This is a genomic window from Streptomyces sp. NPDC057877, from assembly GCF_042796855.1.
GTDB lineage: Bacteria > Actinomycetota > Actinomycetes > Streptomycetales > Streptomycetaceae > Streptomyces.
This window is the reverse complement of sequence record NZ_JBHVMS010000014.1, coordinates 48,531-63,820: the sequence shown is the minus strand read 5'-3', so window position 1 is coordinate 63,820 and position 15,290 is coordinate 48,531. Positions and strand designations below refer to the sequence as shown.

Annotated in this window: 15 protein-coding genes; 10 read left to right on the top strand and 5 right to left on the bottom strand. The window is 71.4% G+C overall.

What is annotated here, in order from left to right; genetic code table 11:
• The first annotated feature begins 43 nt into the window (after positions 1 to 43).
• Positions 44 to 1,300, top strand: coding sequence for an RNA polymerase sigma factor (locus ACFVQG_RS34695; protein ID WP_383391476.1), 1,257 nt, complete (start codon positions 44 to 46; stop codon positions 1,298 to 1,300).
• Here the strand turns inward: ACFVQG_RS34695 and ACFVQG_RS34690 are convergent.
• Positions 1,297 to 2,469 carry a methyltransferase domain-containing protein gene (locus ACFVQG_RS34690; protein WP_383391473.1) on the bottom strand — a complete coding sequence of 391 codons (1,173 nt, stop codon included), beginning with the start codon at positions 2,467 to 2,469 and terminating at the stop codon, positions 1,297 to 1,299. The genes ACFVQG_RS34695 and ACFVQG_RS34690 overlap by 4 nt on opposite strands.
• 100 nt (positions 2,470 to 2,569) lie before the next feature.
• Between ACFVQG_RS34690 and ACFVQG_RS34685 the strand changes: the two genes are divergently transcribed.
• From ACFVQG_RS34685 to groL, 4 genes are all read left to right on the top strand, one after another.
• A complete protein-coding gene (locus tag ACFVQG_RS34685) occupies positions 2,570 to 3,577 on the top strand; it encodes a polysaccharide deacetylase family protein (RefSeq protein WP_383391469.1) in 1,008 nt (335 codons plus the stop codon).
• The gene (locus tag ACFVQG_RS34680) at positions 3,574 to 4,284 is read left to right on the top strand and encodes a polysaccharide deacetylase family protein (protein WP_383391466.1); all 711 of its coding nucleotides are present in this window, start codon (positions 3,574 to 3,576) and stop codon (positions 4,282 to 4,284) included. Before ACFVQG_RS34685 ends, ACFVQG_RS34680 begins: the two co-directional genes overlap by 4 nt.
• Positions 4,285 to 4,526: 242 nt before the next feature.
• A complete protein-coding gene (gene groES / locus ACFVQG_RS34675) occupies positions 4,527 to 4,835 on the top strand; it encodes a co-chaperone GroES (protein ID WP_132856129.1) in 309 nt (102 codons plus the stop codon).
• A 120-nt stretch (positions 4,836 to 4,955) separates the two neighbouring features.
• Entirely contained in the window at positions 4,956 to 6,581 is a 1,626-nt protein-coding gene (gene groL / locus ACFVQG_RS34670) for a chaperonin GroEL (protein ID WP_383391465.1), read from the top strand.
• A 63-nt stretch (positions 6,582 to 6,644) separates the two neighbouring features.
• On the opposite strand, the gene ACFVQG_RS34665 is transcribed toward groL, so the two are convergent.
• The 3 genes from ACFVQG_RS34665 to ACFVQG_RS34655 form a co-directional block, all read right to left on the bottom strand.
• On the bottom strand, positions 6,645 to 7,355 hold the full coding sequence (locus ACFVQG_RS34665) for an ester cyclase (protein ID WP_383391462.1): 711 nt from the start codon (positions 7,353 to 7,355) through the stop codon (positions 6,645 to 6,647).
• A 110-nt stretch (positions 7,356 to 7,465) separates the two neighbouring features.
• The gene (locus ACFVQG_RS34660; RefSeq protein ID WP_383391459.1) at positions 7,466 to 8,239 is read right to left on the bottom strand and encodes an SDR family NAD(P)-dependent oxidoreductase; all 774 of its coding nucleotides are present in this window, start codon (positions 8,237 to 8,239) and stop codon (positions 7,466 to 7,468) included.
• A 91-nt stretch (positions 8,240 to 8,330) separates the two neighbouring features.
• Positions 8,331 to 8,999, bottom strand: a complete 669-nt coding sequence (locus tag ACFVQG_RS34655) for an MOSC domain-containing protein (RefSeq protein ID WP_383391457.1) — start codon at positions 8,997 to 8,999, stop codon at positions 8,331 to 8,333.
• 80 nt (positions 9,000 to 9,079) lie between these two features.
• Here ACFVQG_RS34655 and ACFVQG_RS34650 point away from each other — a divergent pair, with 80 nt between their 5' ends.
• Positions 9,080 to 9,976 (top strand): LysR family transcriptional regulator, encoded by an 897-nt coding sequence (locus ACFVQG_RS34650; protein WP_383391454.1) that lies wholly within the window; start codon positions 9,080 to 9,082, stop codon positions 9,974 to 9,976.
• Positions 9,977 to 10,073: 97 nt separating this feature from the next.
• Here ACFVQG_RS34650 and ACFVQG_RS34645 read toward each other — a convergent pair whose 3' ends face one another.
• Positions 10,074 to 10,403, bottom strand: a complete 330-nt coding sequence (locus tag ACFVQG_RS34645; protein WP_383391451.1) for a WhiB family transcriptional regulator — start codon at positions 10,401 to 10,403, stop codon at positions 10,074 to 10,076.
• Between the two features lie 379 nt (positions 10,404 to 10,782).
• Here ACFVQG_RS34645 and ACFVQG_RS34640 point away from each other — a divergent pair, with 379 nt between their 5' ends.
• From ACFVQG_RS34640 to ACFVQG_RS34625, 4 genes are all read left to right on the top strand, one after another.
• A complete protein-coding gene (locus tag ACFVQG_RS34640) occupies positions 10,783 to 11,394 on the top strand; it encodes a response regulator transcription factor (RefSeq protein ID WP_003948568.1) in 612 nt (203 codons plus the stop codon).
• 340 nt (positions 11,395 to 11,734) lie between these two features.
• Entirely contained in the window at positions 11,735 to 12,322 is a 588-nt protein-coding gene (locus ACFVQG_RS34635; protein ID WP_210921325.1) for a sigma-70 family RNA polymerase sigma factor, read from the top strand.
• Between the two features lie 141 nt (positions 12,323 to 12,463).
• Entirely contained in the window at positions 12,464 to 13,969 is a 1,506-nt protein-coding gene (gene guaB, locus ACFVQG_RS34630; protein ID WP_383391448.1) for an IMP dehydrogenase, read from the top strand.
• Positions 13,970 to 14,075: 106 nt separating this feature from the next.
• The gene (locus tag ACFVQG_RS34625; protein WP_383391445.1) at positions 14,076 to 15,200 is read left to right on the top strand and encodes a GuaB3 family IMP dehydrogenase-related protein; all 1,125 of its coding nucleotides are present in this window, start codon (positions 14,076 to 14,078) and stop codon (positions 15,198 to 15,200) included.
• Positions 15,201 to 15,290 lie beyond the last annotated feature (90 nt).

Here is a 15,290-nt window from a genome sequence, read left to right as displayed (position 1 = left end):
TGAGCTTGGCCTGATCGCCGTGACGGGTGTCTGATGGTGGGCTGTGCAGGAGCAACAGCCCACCGCAGACCCCCGGCGCGCCGTGGAGACCGTCTTCCGGATGGAAGCCCCGCGCGTGATCGCCGCCGTCGCCCGGGTCGTACGGGACCTCGGCATCGCCGAGGAACTCGCCCAGGACGCCCTGGTCGCCGCGCTGGAGCAGTGGCCCCGCGACGGGGTGCCCGACAACCCCGGCGCCTGGCTCACCGCCACCGCCCGGCGCCGCGCCGTCGACCTGGTCCGCCGCCGGGAGAACTACGCCCGCAAACTCGCCGAGATCGGCCGGGACCTCTCCGACACACCCCCGCCGCCGGAGCCCGCCGACCCCGAGGACATCGACGACGACCTGCTCCGCCTGGTCTTCACCGCCTGCCACCCGGTGCTCTCCGCCGAGGCCCGCTGCGCCCTCACCCTGCGGCTGCTCGGCGGTCTGACCACCGCCGAGATCGCCCGTGCCTACCTGGTGCCGGAGCCGACGGTCGCCCAGCGCATCGTCCGCGCCAAACGCACCCTCGCCCGGCGGAACATCGCCTTCGAGGTGCCGTACGGCCCCGACCGCGAGGCCCGCCTCGGCTCCGTGCTCGACGTCATCTACCTGATCTTCAACGAGGGGTACGCCGCCACCGCGGGCGACGACTGGCTGCGCCCGGGGCTGTGCGAGGACGCGCTGCGGCTCGCCCGGCAGCTCACCGAGCTGATGCCGAAGGAGCCCGAGGTGCACGGCCTGGCCGCGCTGCTGGAGTTCCAGGCCTCCCGGATGCCCGCCCGCACCGGCGGCCCCGACGGCGCGCCGATCCTGCTCAAGGACCAGCAGCGCGCCCGCTGGAACCGCCTGCTCATCGCCCGCGGCATCACCGCCCTGGCCCGCGCCACCGCCACGGCCCCGCCCGGCCCGTACGCCCTCCAGGCCGCGATCGCCGCCTGCCACGCCCACGCCCCGTCCTACGAGGAGACCGACTGGGCCAGGATCGCCACCCTCTACGGCATGCTCGCCGCCCGCGCCCCGTCACCCGTCGTCGAGCTGAACCGCGCGGTGGCGGTCTCCATGGCCGAGGGCCCGGGCCCGGCACTGGAGATCGTGGACGCCCTGCTCGCCGTACCCGCCCTGCGCGACTACCACCTCCTGCCCAGCGTCCGCGGCGACCTCCTGCTGCGCCTCGGGCGTACGGCGGAGGCGCGGGCGGAGTTCGAACGGGCGGCGGCGCTGACGCACAACGCGAAGGAACGGGAGCTGTTGCGGGGGCGGGCCGAAGGGCTCTAGCCGACCTCGACCGGTCGCCCGACGAGCATCGCCGGGGCCCCGGCGACCCGGGTCAGGAAGACGGTCGCCGAGTTGGGGCCCTGCGGCTTGACCTTCCGGCGCAGCTCCTCCGGCTCCACGGCCGACCCGCGCTTCTTCACGGTCAGGGTGCCGACCTGCCGCTCCCGCAGCAGCGCCTTGAGCTTCTTGAGGTTGAAGGGGAGATGGTCGGTGATCTCGTAGGCCGTGGCGTACGGCGTCGGGCGGGCGGTGTCGGCCGTGATGTAGGCGATGGTCGGATCCAGCAGCCCGCCGTCCAGCTCGGCGGCGACCTCGGCGACCAGATGGGCGCGGATGACGGCGCCGTCGGGCTCGTACAGGTACCGCCCCACCGGCCGGACCTCCGGGTCGGGCAGCCCGCGCCCGAGGAGGGTGCGCGGGCCGGGCAGCAGGGTCGCGCGCACGGCGCCCGGCCGCGTCCCGAACCACAGCACCGCCTCCTTCACATCGCCGCCGTCCGAGATCCACTCGGCCTCGGCCGTGGCGGGCACGGCGTCGTGCGGGATGCCGGGGGCGACCTTCAGCGCGGCGTGCGGGGCGCGCTCGGCGGCGCGCACGGCCCACGAGAGCGGCGGGGAGTACGCCTCGGGATCGAAGATGCGCCCCCGCCCCCCGCGCCGCGCCGGATCGACGAACACGGCGTCGTACGACGCCACGTCGACGTCCGTCACATCGGCCTCCCGCACCTCGATCAGCCCGTCGAGCCCGAGCACCTCGGCGTTGGCCCGCGCCACGGCCGCCGTCAGCGGATCCCGGTCCACGGCGAGTACCCGGATCCCGGCACGGGCCATGGCGATGGCGTCCCCACCGATGCCGCAGCACAGGTCGGCGACGGAGCCCACGCCCAGCTCGGTGAGGCGCCGGGCCCGGTACGCCGCCACACTCGCCCGCGTCGACTGCTCGACGCCGTTGGGCGTGAAGAACATCCGCCGCGCGTCGGAGTCCCCGAACTTGGCCACCGCCCGCTGCCGCAGCCGCGCCTGGCCCAGCGCCGCCGACACCAGCTCGGCGGGGTGCTCGCGGCGCAGCCGGGTGGCGACGGCGAGTTCCCGGGCGGGGTCCGTGCCGCGCACCTCGTCGAGGAGGGCGCGGCCTTCGGGGGTGCGGAGGGGGGCGAGGGGGTCGTTCACGGGTTCATTGTCCTCGGTGTCGGCCAGTCGGTGGACGGTGCGGGGAGGCGTGGCGGTGTCGGCGGGGTGCCGGGGGTGGGGCCTGCGAGGATCCGGCACCATGCGCGAAGTAGTACAAAATGTCGTAGTACAAGGCGATAAGAGGTCGACGGGAGGGCGAGGGAGAGGAAGAGGGCGAACCAGGGGGCGGACGAGGGGGCTAACGAGGGGGCGAACGACGGGGCGAACGAGGGTTCTCTTCTGTCTGCTCGCCGCCACCGCGATCGCCTCCGGCTGCGCACCGGGCTCCGGCCCGAACGCGGGTCCCGCCCCCGGCCAGCAGCCGCCCCTCCGGGCCCCCGAGGCCCGCGCCCTGCACTCCTACGCCACCAGGCTCGAGGCCGCGTACACCGCGCGCGTGGCGGCCGCGAACCGCTGGGACCTGCGCCGGGTGCCGCTGACGGCGCCCCCGCCGCCCGCCCGCAAGCCGCACATCACCACCCGCGAGGGCTTCGAGGTCGACGGCCACCGGGCCCTGAACCTGCCCCCGGTCTTCACCACCGTCCCCACCCGCCACAAGATCGTCTTCCTCACCATCGACGACGGCGCCGAGAAGGACCCCGCGTTCCTGCGGATGATGAGCGAGCTGAGGATCCCGTACACCGCCTTCCTCAGCGACTACCTGGTCAAGGAGGACTACGGCTACTTCAAGCGGATGCAGGCCCGGGGCGTCGTGCTGAACAACCACACCCTCCACCACCCCTACCTGCCCGGCCTCTCCCACGCCCGCCAGAAGCGCGAGATCTGCGGCATGCAGGACGTCATCGAGAGGCGCTACGGCACCCGCCCCACCCTCTTCCGCCCACCCTTCGGCAACTACAACAAGGACACCCTGCGCGCCGCGAAGTCCTGCGGCATCACGCACGTACCCCTGTGGAACGAGGAGGTCTTCGTCGACCGCTGGGACTACCGCGAGTGGGACCGCGACCTCCACCCCGGCGACATCGTCCTCACCCATTTCCGGGGCCGCGGCGACTGGAAGGGCACGATGCCCGACATGATCCGCCGCTTCCTCGACAAGGTGACGGCGAAGGGGTACGCGGTGGCGCGGCTGGAGGACTACCTGTGAGGTCGCCGGTCGCCGTCGTCGGCTGGGCCTGCGCGGCGGTCGTCCTGCTCCTGGTCAGCGGCTGTGCCCGGTCCGCGGTGCCCGTGCCGCCGGTCGACGCGCGGGCGGCAGGGGGGCAGGCGCGGCTGCCGTCGGTGGTGGATCGGGTGGCGACCCGGGACCGGGTTGTCTTCCTCACGTATGACGACGGCGCGGAGCGGGACCCGAGGTTCGTCGAGGCGATCCGGGAGCTGCGGCTGCCCGTGACGCTGTTCCTCACCGACCGTGTCGCCGGGCCCGGTTATGGGCACTTCGCCCGGCTGCGGTCGGTCGGGGCGGGCATCCAGAACCACACCCTCGACCACGCTGCCCTGCGCGGACTGCCGTACGCCGGGCAGCGCGCGGAGATCTGCGGGCAGCAGCACAAGCTGCACGCACGCTTCGGTGTCCGCCCCCACCTCCTGCGCCCCCCGTACGGCGCCCACGACGCCACCACCCGCCGCGCCGCCGCCGACTGCGGCATCACCGCCATCGCCCTGTGGCGCGCTGTCGCCACCGGCGCCGGCCTGACCTACGTCCGGGGCCCCCAGCGCCTCCGGCCCGGCGACATCATCTCCGTCACCCCGGACGACGCCGACGCGACAGCGGTCGTCGACCGGACGCTGCGGGTGCTGGGGGAGGTGAAGGGGGCGGGGCTGAGTGTGGGGCGGCTGGAGGACTACCTGTAACTGTCGCTCACACGCCGGGCGCGCTCACACACCGGCATGAGCCAAAAACCCCCGCCGCGCCGCGGGCAATTGGCACTCCGCTTGACCGAGTGCTAACCGCAGTCATAGTCTCGGCTCTGGCACTCACCACCGGAGAGTGCCAACAACGCGACGGGCAGGTCCGGCACCCGCGACGACGGATCGACCTGGTCGCCACCTCAGACAGTTAACCCCGTGAGATCTCCGAAGGGGGAGGTCGGATCGTGACGACCGCCAGCTCCAAGGTTGCCATCAAGCCGCTCGAGGACCGCATCGTGGTCCAGCCGCTGGACGCCGAGCAGACCACGGCCTCTGGCCTGGTCATCCCGGACACCGCCAAGGAGAAGCCCCAGGAGGGCGTCGTCCTGGCCGTGGGCCCGGGCCGCTTCGAGGACGGCAACCGCCTTCCGCTCGACGTTTCCGTCGGCGACGTCGTGCTCTACAGCAAGTACGGCGGCACCGAGGTGAAGTACAACAACGAGGAGTACCTCGTTCTCTCGGCCCGCGACGTGCTCGCGATCATCGAGAAGTAGTTCACCCGAAGCACCTTGCTTCACACTGCGCCCCTGGCTGCCCCCGCGACCGATAACGAAGCCGGGCGCCCGGGGCGCAGTTTCTTTACCCCCTAGCTTTCCGAGAGGGCTCCCGCTGCCATGGCGAAGATCCTGAAGTTCGACGAGGACGCCCGTCGCGCCCTCGAGCGCGGCGTCAACAAGCTCGCCGACACCGTGAAGGTGACGATCGGCCCCAAGGGCCGCAACGTCGTCATCGACAAGAAGTTCGGCGCCCCCACCATCACCAACGACGGCGTCACCATCGCCCGTGAGGTCGAGGTCGAGGACCCGTACGAGAACCTCGGCGCCCAGCTGGTGAAGGAGGTGGCGACCAAGACCAACGACATCGCGGGTGACGGTACGACCACCGCGACCGTCCTGGCCCAGGCGCTGGTCCGCGAGGGCCTGAAGAACGTCGCCGCCGGTGCCTCCCCCGCCGCCCTGAAGAAGGGCATCGACGCGGCCGTCGCCGCCGTCGCCGAGGACCTGCTCGCGACCGCCCGCCCGATCGACGAGAAGTCCGACATCGCCGCCGTGGCCGCGCTGTCCGCCCAGGACCAGCAGGTCGGCGAGCTGATCGCCGAGGCGATGGACAAGGTCGGCAAGGACGGTGTCATCACCGTCGAGGAGTCCAACACCTTCGGTCTGGAGCTGGACTTCACCGAGGGCATGGCCTTCGACAAGGGCTACCTGTCGCCGTACTTCGTGACGGACCAGGAGCGCATGGAGGCCGTCCTCGAGGACCCGTACATCCTCATCAACCAGGGCAAGATCTCCTCCATCCAGGACCTCCTGCCGCTGCTTGAGAAGATCATCCAGTCGAACGCCTCCAAGCCGCTGCTGATCATCGCCGAGGACGTCGAGGGCGAGGCCCTGTCGACCCTGGTCGTCAACAAGATCCGCGGCACCTTCAACGCCGTCGCCGTGAAGGCCCCCGGCTTCGGTGACCGCCGCAAGGCGATGCTCCAGGACATGGCGGTCCTCACCGGCGCCACGGTCATCTCCGAGGAGGTCGGCCTCAAGCTCGACCAGGCCGGTCTGGACATCCTCGGCTCCGCCCGCCGCGTCACGGTCACCAAGGACGACACCACCCTCGTCGACGGCGCCGGTCAGAAGGCCGACGTCGAGGGCCGCGTCAACCAGATCAAGGCCGAGATCGAGAACACCGACTCCGACTGGGACCGCGAGAAGCTCCAGGAGCGCCTCGCGAAGCTGGCCGGCGGCGTGTGCGTGATCAAGGTCGGCGCCGCCACCGAGGTGGAGCTGAAGGAGCGCAAGCACCGTCTGGAGGACGCCATCTCCGCGACCCGCGCCGCGGTCGAGGAGGGCATCGTCTCCGGTGGTGGCTCCGCCCTGGTCCACGCCGTCAAGGTGCTCGAGGGCAACCTCGGCAAGACCGGCGACGAGGCCACCGGTGTCGCCGTGGTCCGCAAGGCCGCCGTCGAGCCGCTGCGCTGGATCGCCGAGAACGCCGGTCTCGAGGGCTACGTCATCGTCTCCAAGGTGGCCGAGCTGGAGAAGGGCAACGGCTACAACGCCGCCACCGGCGAGTACGGCGACCTGCTCAAGGCCGGTGTCATCGACCCGGTGAAGGTCACCCGCTCCGCCCTGGAGAACGCCGCCTCCATCGCCTCCCTCCTGCTCACGACCGAGACCCTGGTCGTCGAGAAGAAGGAAGAGGAGGAGCCTGCCGCGGCCGGTCACAGCCACGGGCACGCGCACTGACGCACCCACGTCAGCACGGAGGCCCGGCACCCGACGAGGGTGCCGGGCCTCCGGCGTCCCGCTCTACTGCTCCAGTTGCTCCAGCGCCCCCAGCTGATCCATCAGCCCCAGCCGGTCGTACTGCCACCAGCCCTCGACGATCTTCCCGTGCTCGCCGAACCGGAAGATGGTCGTCCCGGTCATGGTGGCCCGCTCGCCGGTGGGGGCGATGCCCATGAAGTCGCCCTTGTGCGTGCCACGCCAGGTCCAGCGGTTGCACACCCGGTCGCCGTCGGCGATCTGGTCCTCGATGGTGAAGGTGAAGTCGAAGGCGTCGCGCCACATCTCCATCTCGCGCCGGATGTGGTCCATCCCGATGTTGTCCTCGACGTTGGCGGGGTCGTGGTCGTGGTAGTTCTCGGCCAGCACCTCGTCCATCGGCGGCAGCACATCGCCCTCGGCCGCCAGCAGGTCGTAGAAGCGCCGCGCGGTCGCCTTGTACAACTGCTCGTCGCGCACCACGTCGAGATCGGTGAACTTCGGCGGCTCGTCGCAGAGGGCCACCATCTCCTGGAAGATCCGGTCCGTCTCCGGCAGCTGGGAGTTCTCCATCGCCTCCTCGTACGACGGGAACTCCACGATCTCGATGAAGTGGGAGCCGTCGGACCGGTCCCTGCCGATCACGTCGTGCGTCGCGGTCCGCTTCCCCTTGGTCTGCTCGACCCACCGGTCCATCAGCCGGTCCATCTCGTCGAACCGGCTCGTCCTGCAGTCGATGAGCTGTACGAAGGTCATGACACCGCCTCCCGGCCCCGGGGTCCGGTTTGCCTGATTTTGCCACGGCCATTCTCCCACCGGAGCGCCGGGTCCACAGGTCGCCGCGGGCCTGCCGGTGCGGGCCCGCGCTACCGCGGACCGTACTTGCGGCCCGTCTTGGAGGTGATCCCGCCCAGCAGCCCACGCGGTACCACCTTCACGACCCCCATCAGCACCTTGTACCGCGCGTCCGGAATGGACACCGTCTTGCCCCGCGCCAGATCGGCCAGGGCCGCCGCCACCAGCTTGTCGGCGTCCAGCCACATCCAGCCGGGGATGTTGTCCGTGCCCATCCCGGCCCGTGCGTGGAACTCGGTGCGCACGAAACCGGGGCACAACGCCATCAGCCGCACCCCGCTCTCCCCGAGGTCCTTCGCCGCGCCCTGCGTGAACTGCACGACCCACGCCTTGGACGCCCCATAGGTCCCGCGCGGCACGAACGCCGCCGTCGAGGCGACGTTGACGACCCCGCCGCGCCCGCGCTCCCGCATCGCCCCCACCGCCGCCGAGGTCAGCCGCAGCACCGCCTCGCAGTGCACCTTGAGCATGGTCAGCTCGTCGGCCATCGGCACCTCGAGGAAGCGCCCCTTGTTGCCGAAGCCCGCGTTGTTGATCAGCAGGTCGACCGGATTCCTGCGGTCGCCCAGCCGGTCCGCCACCGCCTCGATGCCCTGGTCCGTCGCCAGGTCCGCCGTCAGCACCTCCGCCTCGATGCCGTGCCGGTCGTGCAGCTCGGTCGCCTGCTCCCGCAGCCGCTTGGTGTCCCGGGCCACCAGCACGAGGTTGTGCCCGTCAGCCGCCAGCCGCCGCGCGAACGCGGCGCCGATCCCCGCGGTCGATCCCGTAATCAGAGCCGTTGTCATGGCCCAAGGGTAGTTACCCGGACTACGCCCGTCCGCTGCCCGAACTGGCCTTCCAGGCGGTGATGACGCTTCGTTATCGGCCGACGGACCGTCAGACGGCCTGGTTCCCCCGGTACTCCCGCGCCGCCGCCAGCAGCTCCGGGTGCAGCGCCTCGCCCGCCGCCAACAGCCGCGGCAGCAGCGCGCGCTCGGTGGTCTCGGCACGGAACGCCAGCGCGACCGTCACCGCGTGGTCCGGCCGGTGCACGACCCGCACCGGGTCGCCCGCCTGGATCTCCCCCGGCTGGATCACCCGCAGATACGCCCCGGGCGCGCCCTTCTGCGTGAACCGGCGCACCCAGCCCTTCTCCCCCATATGGCCCTGGAAGGTGCGACAGGGGATCCGGCCGCAGGTGATCTCCAGCACCAGCTCGGGCCCGATCCGCCAGCGCTCGCCGATCAGCGCGCCGGAGACGTCGAGGCCGGAGGTGGTGAGGTTCTCGCCGAACGCGCCGTTCGCCAGCGGGCGGCCCAGCTCGCGCTCCCAGTCGTCCAGGTCCTCGCGGGCCACGGCGTACACCGCCTGGTCGTCGCCGCCGTGGTGCCGGGTGTGGCAGATCGTGTCCCCCGCCAGACCGCTGCCCCCGACGCCCTTGGGGCCGGGCGCCGCCACCCGCACGGGTCCGTCCACCGGCCGCTTGTCGATGCCGGTCACGCCGTCGGGGTGGCTGGTGTAGGGCGCGGAGCGGGCCCGGCCGACGTTCACCGAGAGAAGCTTCATGGCCGCACGGTAAGCGACCCGGGCCCAAAGTGTCGACGCATTATTCGCCGTCGTATCCAAGTCTCGCTTATGCTCATGGTGTGATCGAGGCCCGTCATCTCCGTGTGCTGCGCGCCGTGGCCGCCACCGGGTCGTTCTCGGCGGCCGGGCGCGAACTGGGCTGCACCCAGCCCGCCGTGAGCCAGCAGATGAAGGCGCTGGAGGCGTCCGTGGGCACCCCGCTGCTGGTGCGCAGCGGCCGGGAGATGCGGCTGACGCAGGCGGGCGAGGCGCTGGTGCGGCACGCGGCCGGGATCATCGCCGGGCTCACCGCCGCCGAGGAGGAGGTCGCCGCGATCGCCGGGCTGCGCGCCGGGCGGGTCCGGCTGGTCTCCTTCCCCAGCGGCAGCTCCACCCTCGTACCGACCGCCCTCGCGGCCCTGCGCGCCGAGCACCCCGGCACCCGGGTCTCCCTGGAGGAGGCCGAGCCGCCGCAGTCCGTGCGGCTGCTGCGCGAGGGGGACTGCGATCTCGCGCTCGCCTTCCGGTACGAGGGTGCGGCGGGCGCTGAGGAGTGGGACGACCTCGTCGTCCGGCCGCTGCTGTCCGACCGGCTGGTGGCGCTGGTCCCCGAGGGGCACCGGCTCGCCCGCGCGGAGTCGGTCGCCATCGGCGAACTCGCCGGGGAGCCGTGGATCGCCGGGTGCCCGCGCTGCCGTGGGCAGTTGGTCGAGGTGTGCGAGGGGGCGGGCTTCACCCCGCGCATCGACTTCGCGACCGACGACTACCCCGCGGTGGTCGGCCTGGTCGGCGCCGGTCTGGGGGTGGCCGTCCTGCCCCAGCTGGCCATCGAGTCCGTACGGCCCCGGGGGGCCCGCGCGGTGACGCTGGAACCGGCGGTACGTCGGGAGATCGTCGCGCTCACCCTGCCCGACCTGGCGAACGTGCCGACGGTGGCGGCGACGCTGGACCAGTTGGCGCGGGCCGCGGCGCGCTAGCGGCGCCAGGCGAAAAGGACAGGGCACGCGTGCGCGTGCCCTTGCTGTCCGGTATCCGTGGGTGGCTTTCCGCACGGGTGAATGCGGAAACGTTCCTTCAGTTGTTCGACGCGGCCTGTCCGCCAGCCGTCGACGCCGACACCAGCCGATGGCGGGCTCGCCCCATCAGCTCCTCGCGCTCGTCCTCGGTCAACCCGCCCCACACGCCGTACGGTTCACGGACCGCCAGCGCGTGCGCCGCGCACTGCGCCCGCACCGGGCACCGCATGCAGACCTCTTTGGCCGAGTTCTCTCGGGCGCTCCGTGCCGCCCCGCGCTCACCCTCCGGATGAAAGAAGAGCGAGCTGTCCACCCCGCGACAGGCAGCCAGGAGCTGCCAGTCCCACAGGTCCGCGTTCGGTCCGGGAAGGCGGGAGAAATCTGCCATTGCGTGACCCCTTGTAGCCGTTCTGGGCGGATACGGTGCCCACGACCGTACAACTACGATCTAAGGAGATGAAAATATGACTCATTGCGAATCTAGCCTCAGACACCAGTGGATGGGAAGAAATACGGCTAAATGGGGCATGGTTGTGATGAAAGCTTGAGAGTCTGCCGCGCGTGTCTGCGCCGTGTCCGCCCCCTCACGTAGAGTGCCGAAGATGGCACACAGCCCCGTAACTCTTTCGAGTGACCGTCGTTGAGAGTGCGGAGGCGGTTGAAACCACAAGCGCTCGGGCAGGCGTCCGAGACGGTCGACCGCACAGGTGACGATTCGTACCAGCCTGGAGGCTCAAGGTGACGCGCATCAGCTGCGGAGGACGGCCATGACATCCGTCCTCGTCTGCGACGACTCCCCGCTTGCCCGAGAGGCGCTGCGCCGCGCGGTCGCGACCGTGCCCGGCGTCGAGCGCGTGACGACCGCGGCCAACGGCGAGGAAGTCCTCCGCCGCTGGGGCGCCGACCGCTCGGACCTGATTCTGATGGACGTACGCATGCCCGGCCTGGGCGGCGTCGAGACCGTGCGGCGGCTGCTGTCCGCCGACCCCGGTGCGCGCATCATCATGCTCACCGTCGCCGAGGACCTCGACGGGGTGGCCCTCGCGGTCGCCGCCGGTGCGCGGGGGTACCTCCACAAGGACGCCTCACGCGCGGAACTGCGGGCCACCGTGACGCAGGCCCTCGCCGACCCCACCTGGCGGCTCGCGCCCCGGCGGCTGCGGTCCGCCGAGATGGGAGCGGCCCCCACGCTCACCGCCCGTGAGATCCAGGTGCTGGAAGGGATGAGCCACGGGCGGTCCAACGCGGAGATCGGGCGGGAGCTGTTCCTCTCCGAGGACACGGTCAAGACCCACGCCCGGCGACTGTTCAAGAAGCTGGGGGCGTCCGACCGGGCCCATGCCGTGGCGCTCGGTTTTCGGTGGGGGCTCGTTCGCTGAGCACTCCGGTGCGACGAGTGGTCGGTCGCCACTCGTCCGCCGTCGTCCGTGAGTGGTCCTGTGCGGACCGTACCGGGCTGGTCGCGCCCCGCGGCGGAGCCGCGTTTCGGTGCTGCCCCGCGCCCCTGAGGGGCGCGGTGGGGACCGTCCCTTAGAGGTCCGCTGCTCGTTTCGCCGCGGATGCCGCATCCTTGAGGGTGTGGAGTTCCTCGGGGACGAGTCGGTCGAGCGGAAGGGGAGGGCGCAGGGGATGAGTTCCGGCGCACCTGCTCATAACGCTTCAGTGCACAACGACGGAGGCAGTGCCGCGGACCAGTCGGCCGCAGGGCACCATGGACCGATGCGCGACGACGAGGCGGCCCAGGCGCCAGGGGCGATCGGCGGGCTCGTGCATCGTGCCGTCGACGGGGACGAGCAGGCCACCCACGACCTGCTGGCCCACGTCCACCCACTGGCACTGCGCTACTGCCGTACTCGCCTGTCCCGGCTCCCCGGCGACGCCCGGCACTTCGTCGAGGACCTCGCGCAGGAGGTCTGCGTCGCCGTCCTGCTCGCGCTGCCGCGCTACCGGGACACCGGGCGCCCCTTCGAGGCGTTCGTCTTCGCCATCGCCTCCCACAAGGTCGCCGACCTCCAGCGGGCCGCGATGCGCCACCCCGGTTCCACGGCGGTGCCGTCGGACGAGATGCCGGAGCGCCCCGACGACTCCCTCGGGCCCGAGGAGCGCGCCCTGCTCAGCAGCGACGCCGAGTGGGCCAAGAAGCTGCTGGCCAACCTCCCCGAGAACCAGCGCGAGCTGCTGCTGCTGCGCATCGCGGTGGGCCTCACGGCGGAGGAGACCGGCCAGATGTTGGGAATGTCACCGGGCGCCGTGCGCGTCGCCCAGCACCGGGCGCTGAGCCGGTTGCGGGCGCTGGCGGAGCAGTGACGCCCCTTCGGTGAACATACGGTGAGCCGTTTCCGTACGAACATACGAAGCCCGGAGCGGTTCCCTGCCGTGGAATGAGACACCCCTCATTCCCGTTAGCATGGACATCCGCACCGATCAAGGCCATTTGGGGAAGGTGTCATGACTGCCAACGTCGACGGAGTGCCCGGTAAATTCGCGACACTCGGGCTGACCTACGACGACGTGCTGCTGCTGCCGGGCGCGTCGGACATGGCGCCCGACGAGATCGACACCGCCTCGTACGTCTCCAAGAACGTGCGGGTGAACATCCCGCTGCTGTCCGCCGCCATGGACAAGGTCACCGAGTCGCGCATGGCGATCGCGATGGCCCGCCAGGGCGGCGTCGGCGTACTGCACCGCAATCTGTCCATCGAGGACCAGGCCAACCAGGTCGACCTGGTGAAGCGCTCCGAGTCGGGCATGGTCACCGACCCGATCACCATCCACCCGGACGCCACGCTCGCCGAGGCCGACGCGCTCTGCGCCAAGTTCCGCATCAGCGGCGTCCCGGTCACCGACGGCGACAAGAAGCTGCTCGGCATCGTCACCAACCGCGACATGGCCTTCGAGACCGACCGCACCCGCCGGGTGCGCGAGGTCATGACGCCGATGCCGTTGGTCACCGGCAAGGTCGGCATCTCCGGCGCCGAGGCCATGGAGCTGCTGCGCCGCCACAAGATCGAGAAGCTGCCGCTGGTCGACGACGCGGGCGTCCTCAAGGGCCTGATCACGGTCAAGGACTTCGTCAAGGCCGAGAAGTACCCCAACGCCGCCAAGGACGCCGAGGGCCGCTTGCTGGTCGGCGCCGCGGTCGGTGTCGCCGGGGACGCCTTCGAGCGCGCCCAGGCGCTGATCGAGGCGGGCGTGGACTTCATCGTCGTGGACACCGCGCACGGCCACTCCCGGCTGGTCGGCGACATGGTCGCCAAGATCAAGTCGAACTCCTCCGGCGTCGACGTCATCGGCGGCAACATCGCCACCCGGGACGGCGCCAAGGCCCTGGTCGACGCGGGCGTCGACGGCATCAAGGTCGGGGTCGGCCCCGGCTCGATCTGCACCACCCGCGTGGTCGCCGGCGTCGGCGTCCCGCAGGTCACCGCCATCTACGAGGCCTCGCTGGCCGCCCGTGAGGCCGGGGTCCCGGTCATCGGCGACGGCGGCCTGCAGTACTCCGGCGACATCGCCAAGGCCCTCGTCGCGGGCGCCGACACCGTCATGCTGGGCTCGCTGCTCGCGGGCTGCGAGGAGTCCCCGGGCGAGCTGCTGTTCATCAACGGCAAGCAGTTCAAGTCGTACCGCGGCATGGGTTCCCTGGGCGCCATGCAGACCCGCGGCGAGCGCAAGTCGTTCTCCAAGGACCGCTACTTCCAGGAGGGCGTCGCCTCCGACGAGCAGCTGGTCCCCGAGGGCATCGAGGGCCAGGTGCCCTACCGCGGCCCGCTGTCCTCCGTCGTCCACCAGCTGGTCGGCGGTCTGCGCCAGTCGATGTTCTACGTCGGCGGCAAGACCGTCCCCGACCTCCAGGCGAACGGCCGTTTCGTCCGGATCACCTCCGCGGGCCTCAAGGAGAGCCACCCGCACGACATCCAGATGACGGTCGAGGCCCCGAACTACAGCCGCAAGTAGGCGCCGGTCTCCCCCGAGGCGGTCCCGGAGGTTCCGGGGCCGCCTCGGCCGTGCCCGTCGGGGATACTGGAAGGCGCTGCAACGCATCAGGGAAAGGCCACAGACAGTGACTGAGATCGAGATCGGGCGCGGCAAGCGCGGCCGCCGGGCGTACGCGTTCGACGACATCGCCGTCGTCCCGAGCCGTCGTACGCGGGACCCGAAGGAGGTCTCGATCGCCTGGCAGATCGACGCCTACCGCTTCGAGCTGCCCTTCCTGGCCGCCCCCATGGACTCCGTCGTCTCCCCGGCCACCGCCATCCGCATCGGCGAGCTGGGCGGCTTGGGCGTGCTGAACCTCGAAGGCCTGTGGACGCGGTACGAGGACCCGCAGCCGCTGCTCGACGAGATCGTGGGGCTGCCGGTCGAGGCCGCCACCCGCCGCCTCCAGGAGATCTACGCCGCGCCGATCAAGGAGGAGCTGATCGGGCAGCGCCTGAAGGAGGTCCGCGACTCCGGCGTGGTCACCGCCGCCGCGCTCTCCCCGCAGCGCACGGCCCAGTTCTCCAAGGCCGTCGTCGACGCGGGCGTGGACATCTTCGTCATCCGCGGTACGACGGTCTCGGCGGAGCACGTCTCCGGCGCGGCCGAGCCGCTGAACCTGAAGCAGTTCATCTACGAACTCGACGTACCGGTGATCGTCGGCGGCTGCGCCACCTACACCGCCGCCCTGCACCTGATGCGCACGGGCGCCGCGGGCGTCCTTGTCGGCTTCGGCGGCGGTGCCGCGCACACCACGCGCAACGTCCTCGGCATCCAGGTCCCGATGGCCACCGCGGTCGCCGACGTGGCCGCCGCGCGCCGGGACTACATGGACGAGTCCGGCGGCCGGTACGTCCATGTGATCGCGGACGGCGGCGTCGGCTGGTCCGGCGACCTGCCCAAGGCGATCGCCTGTGGCGCCGACTCGGTGATGATGGGCTCCCCGCTCGCCCGCGCGGTCGACGCGCCGGGCCGGGGCCACCACTGGGGCATGGAGGCGGTCAACGAGGAGCTGCCCCGCGGCAAGAAGGTCGACCTCGGCACCGTCGGCACCATCGAGGAGATCCTCACCGGGCCGTCCCACACCCCCGACGGCTCCATGAACCTCTTCGGCGCCCTGCGCCGCGCCATGGCCACCACCGGCTACAGCGAGCTGAAGGAGTTCCAGCGGGTCGAGGTGACGGTCGCGGACTCGCAGCACCGGCGGTAGCGCGTAGGCCTCCTGTACGGCTGTCGGTAGGCCGGTCACTCCGGGTGGGGTGACCGGCCTTCCGCATGCCCAACTGCGCCTTTGCGCGGG

What these genes read in the sequence shown, in the direction of transcription:
- ACFVQG_RS34685 (WP_383391469.1), top strand. Translation starts at nt 2,570, where the DNA reads ATGCGCGAAGTAGTACAAAATGTCGTAGTACAAGGCGATAAGAGGTCG.
- groL (WP_383391465.1), top strand. Translation starts at nt 4,956, where the DNA reads ATGGCGAAGATCCTGAAGTTCGACGAGGACGCCCGTCGCGCCCTCGAG.
- ACFVQG_RS34665 (WP_383391462.1), bottom strand. Translation starts at nt 7,355, where the DNA reads ATGACCTTCGTACAGCTCATCGACTGCAGGACGAGCCGGTTCGACGAG.
- ACFVQG_RS34660 (WP_383391459.1), bottom strand. Translation starts at nt 8,239, where the DNA reads ATGACAACGGCTCTGATTACGGGATCGACCGCGGGGATCGGCGCCGCG.
- ACFVQG_RS34655 (WP_383391457.1), bottom strand. Translation starts at nt 8,999, where the DNA reads ATGAAGCTTCTCTCGGTGAACGTCGGCCGGGCCCGCTCCGCGCCCTAC.
- ACFVQG_RS34645 (WP_383391451.1), bottom strand. Translation starts at nt 10,403, where the DNA reads ATGGCAGATTTCTCCCGCCTTCCCGGACCGAACGCGGACCTGTGGGAC.
- ACFVQG_RS34640 (WP_003948568.1), top strand. Translation starts at nt 10,783, where the DNA reads ATGACATCCGTCCTCGTCTGCGACGACTCCCCGCTTGCCCGAGAGGCG.
- ACFVQG_RS34635 (WP_210921325.1), top strand. Translation starts at nt 11,735, where the DNA reads ATGCGCGACGACGAGGCGGCCCAGGCGCCAGGGGCGATCGGCGGGCTC.
- guaB (WP_383391448.1), top strand. Translation starts at nt 12,464, where the DNA reads ATGACTGCCAACGTCGACGGAGTGCCCGGTAAATTCGCGACACTCGGG.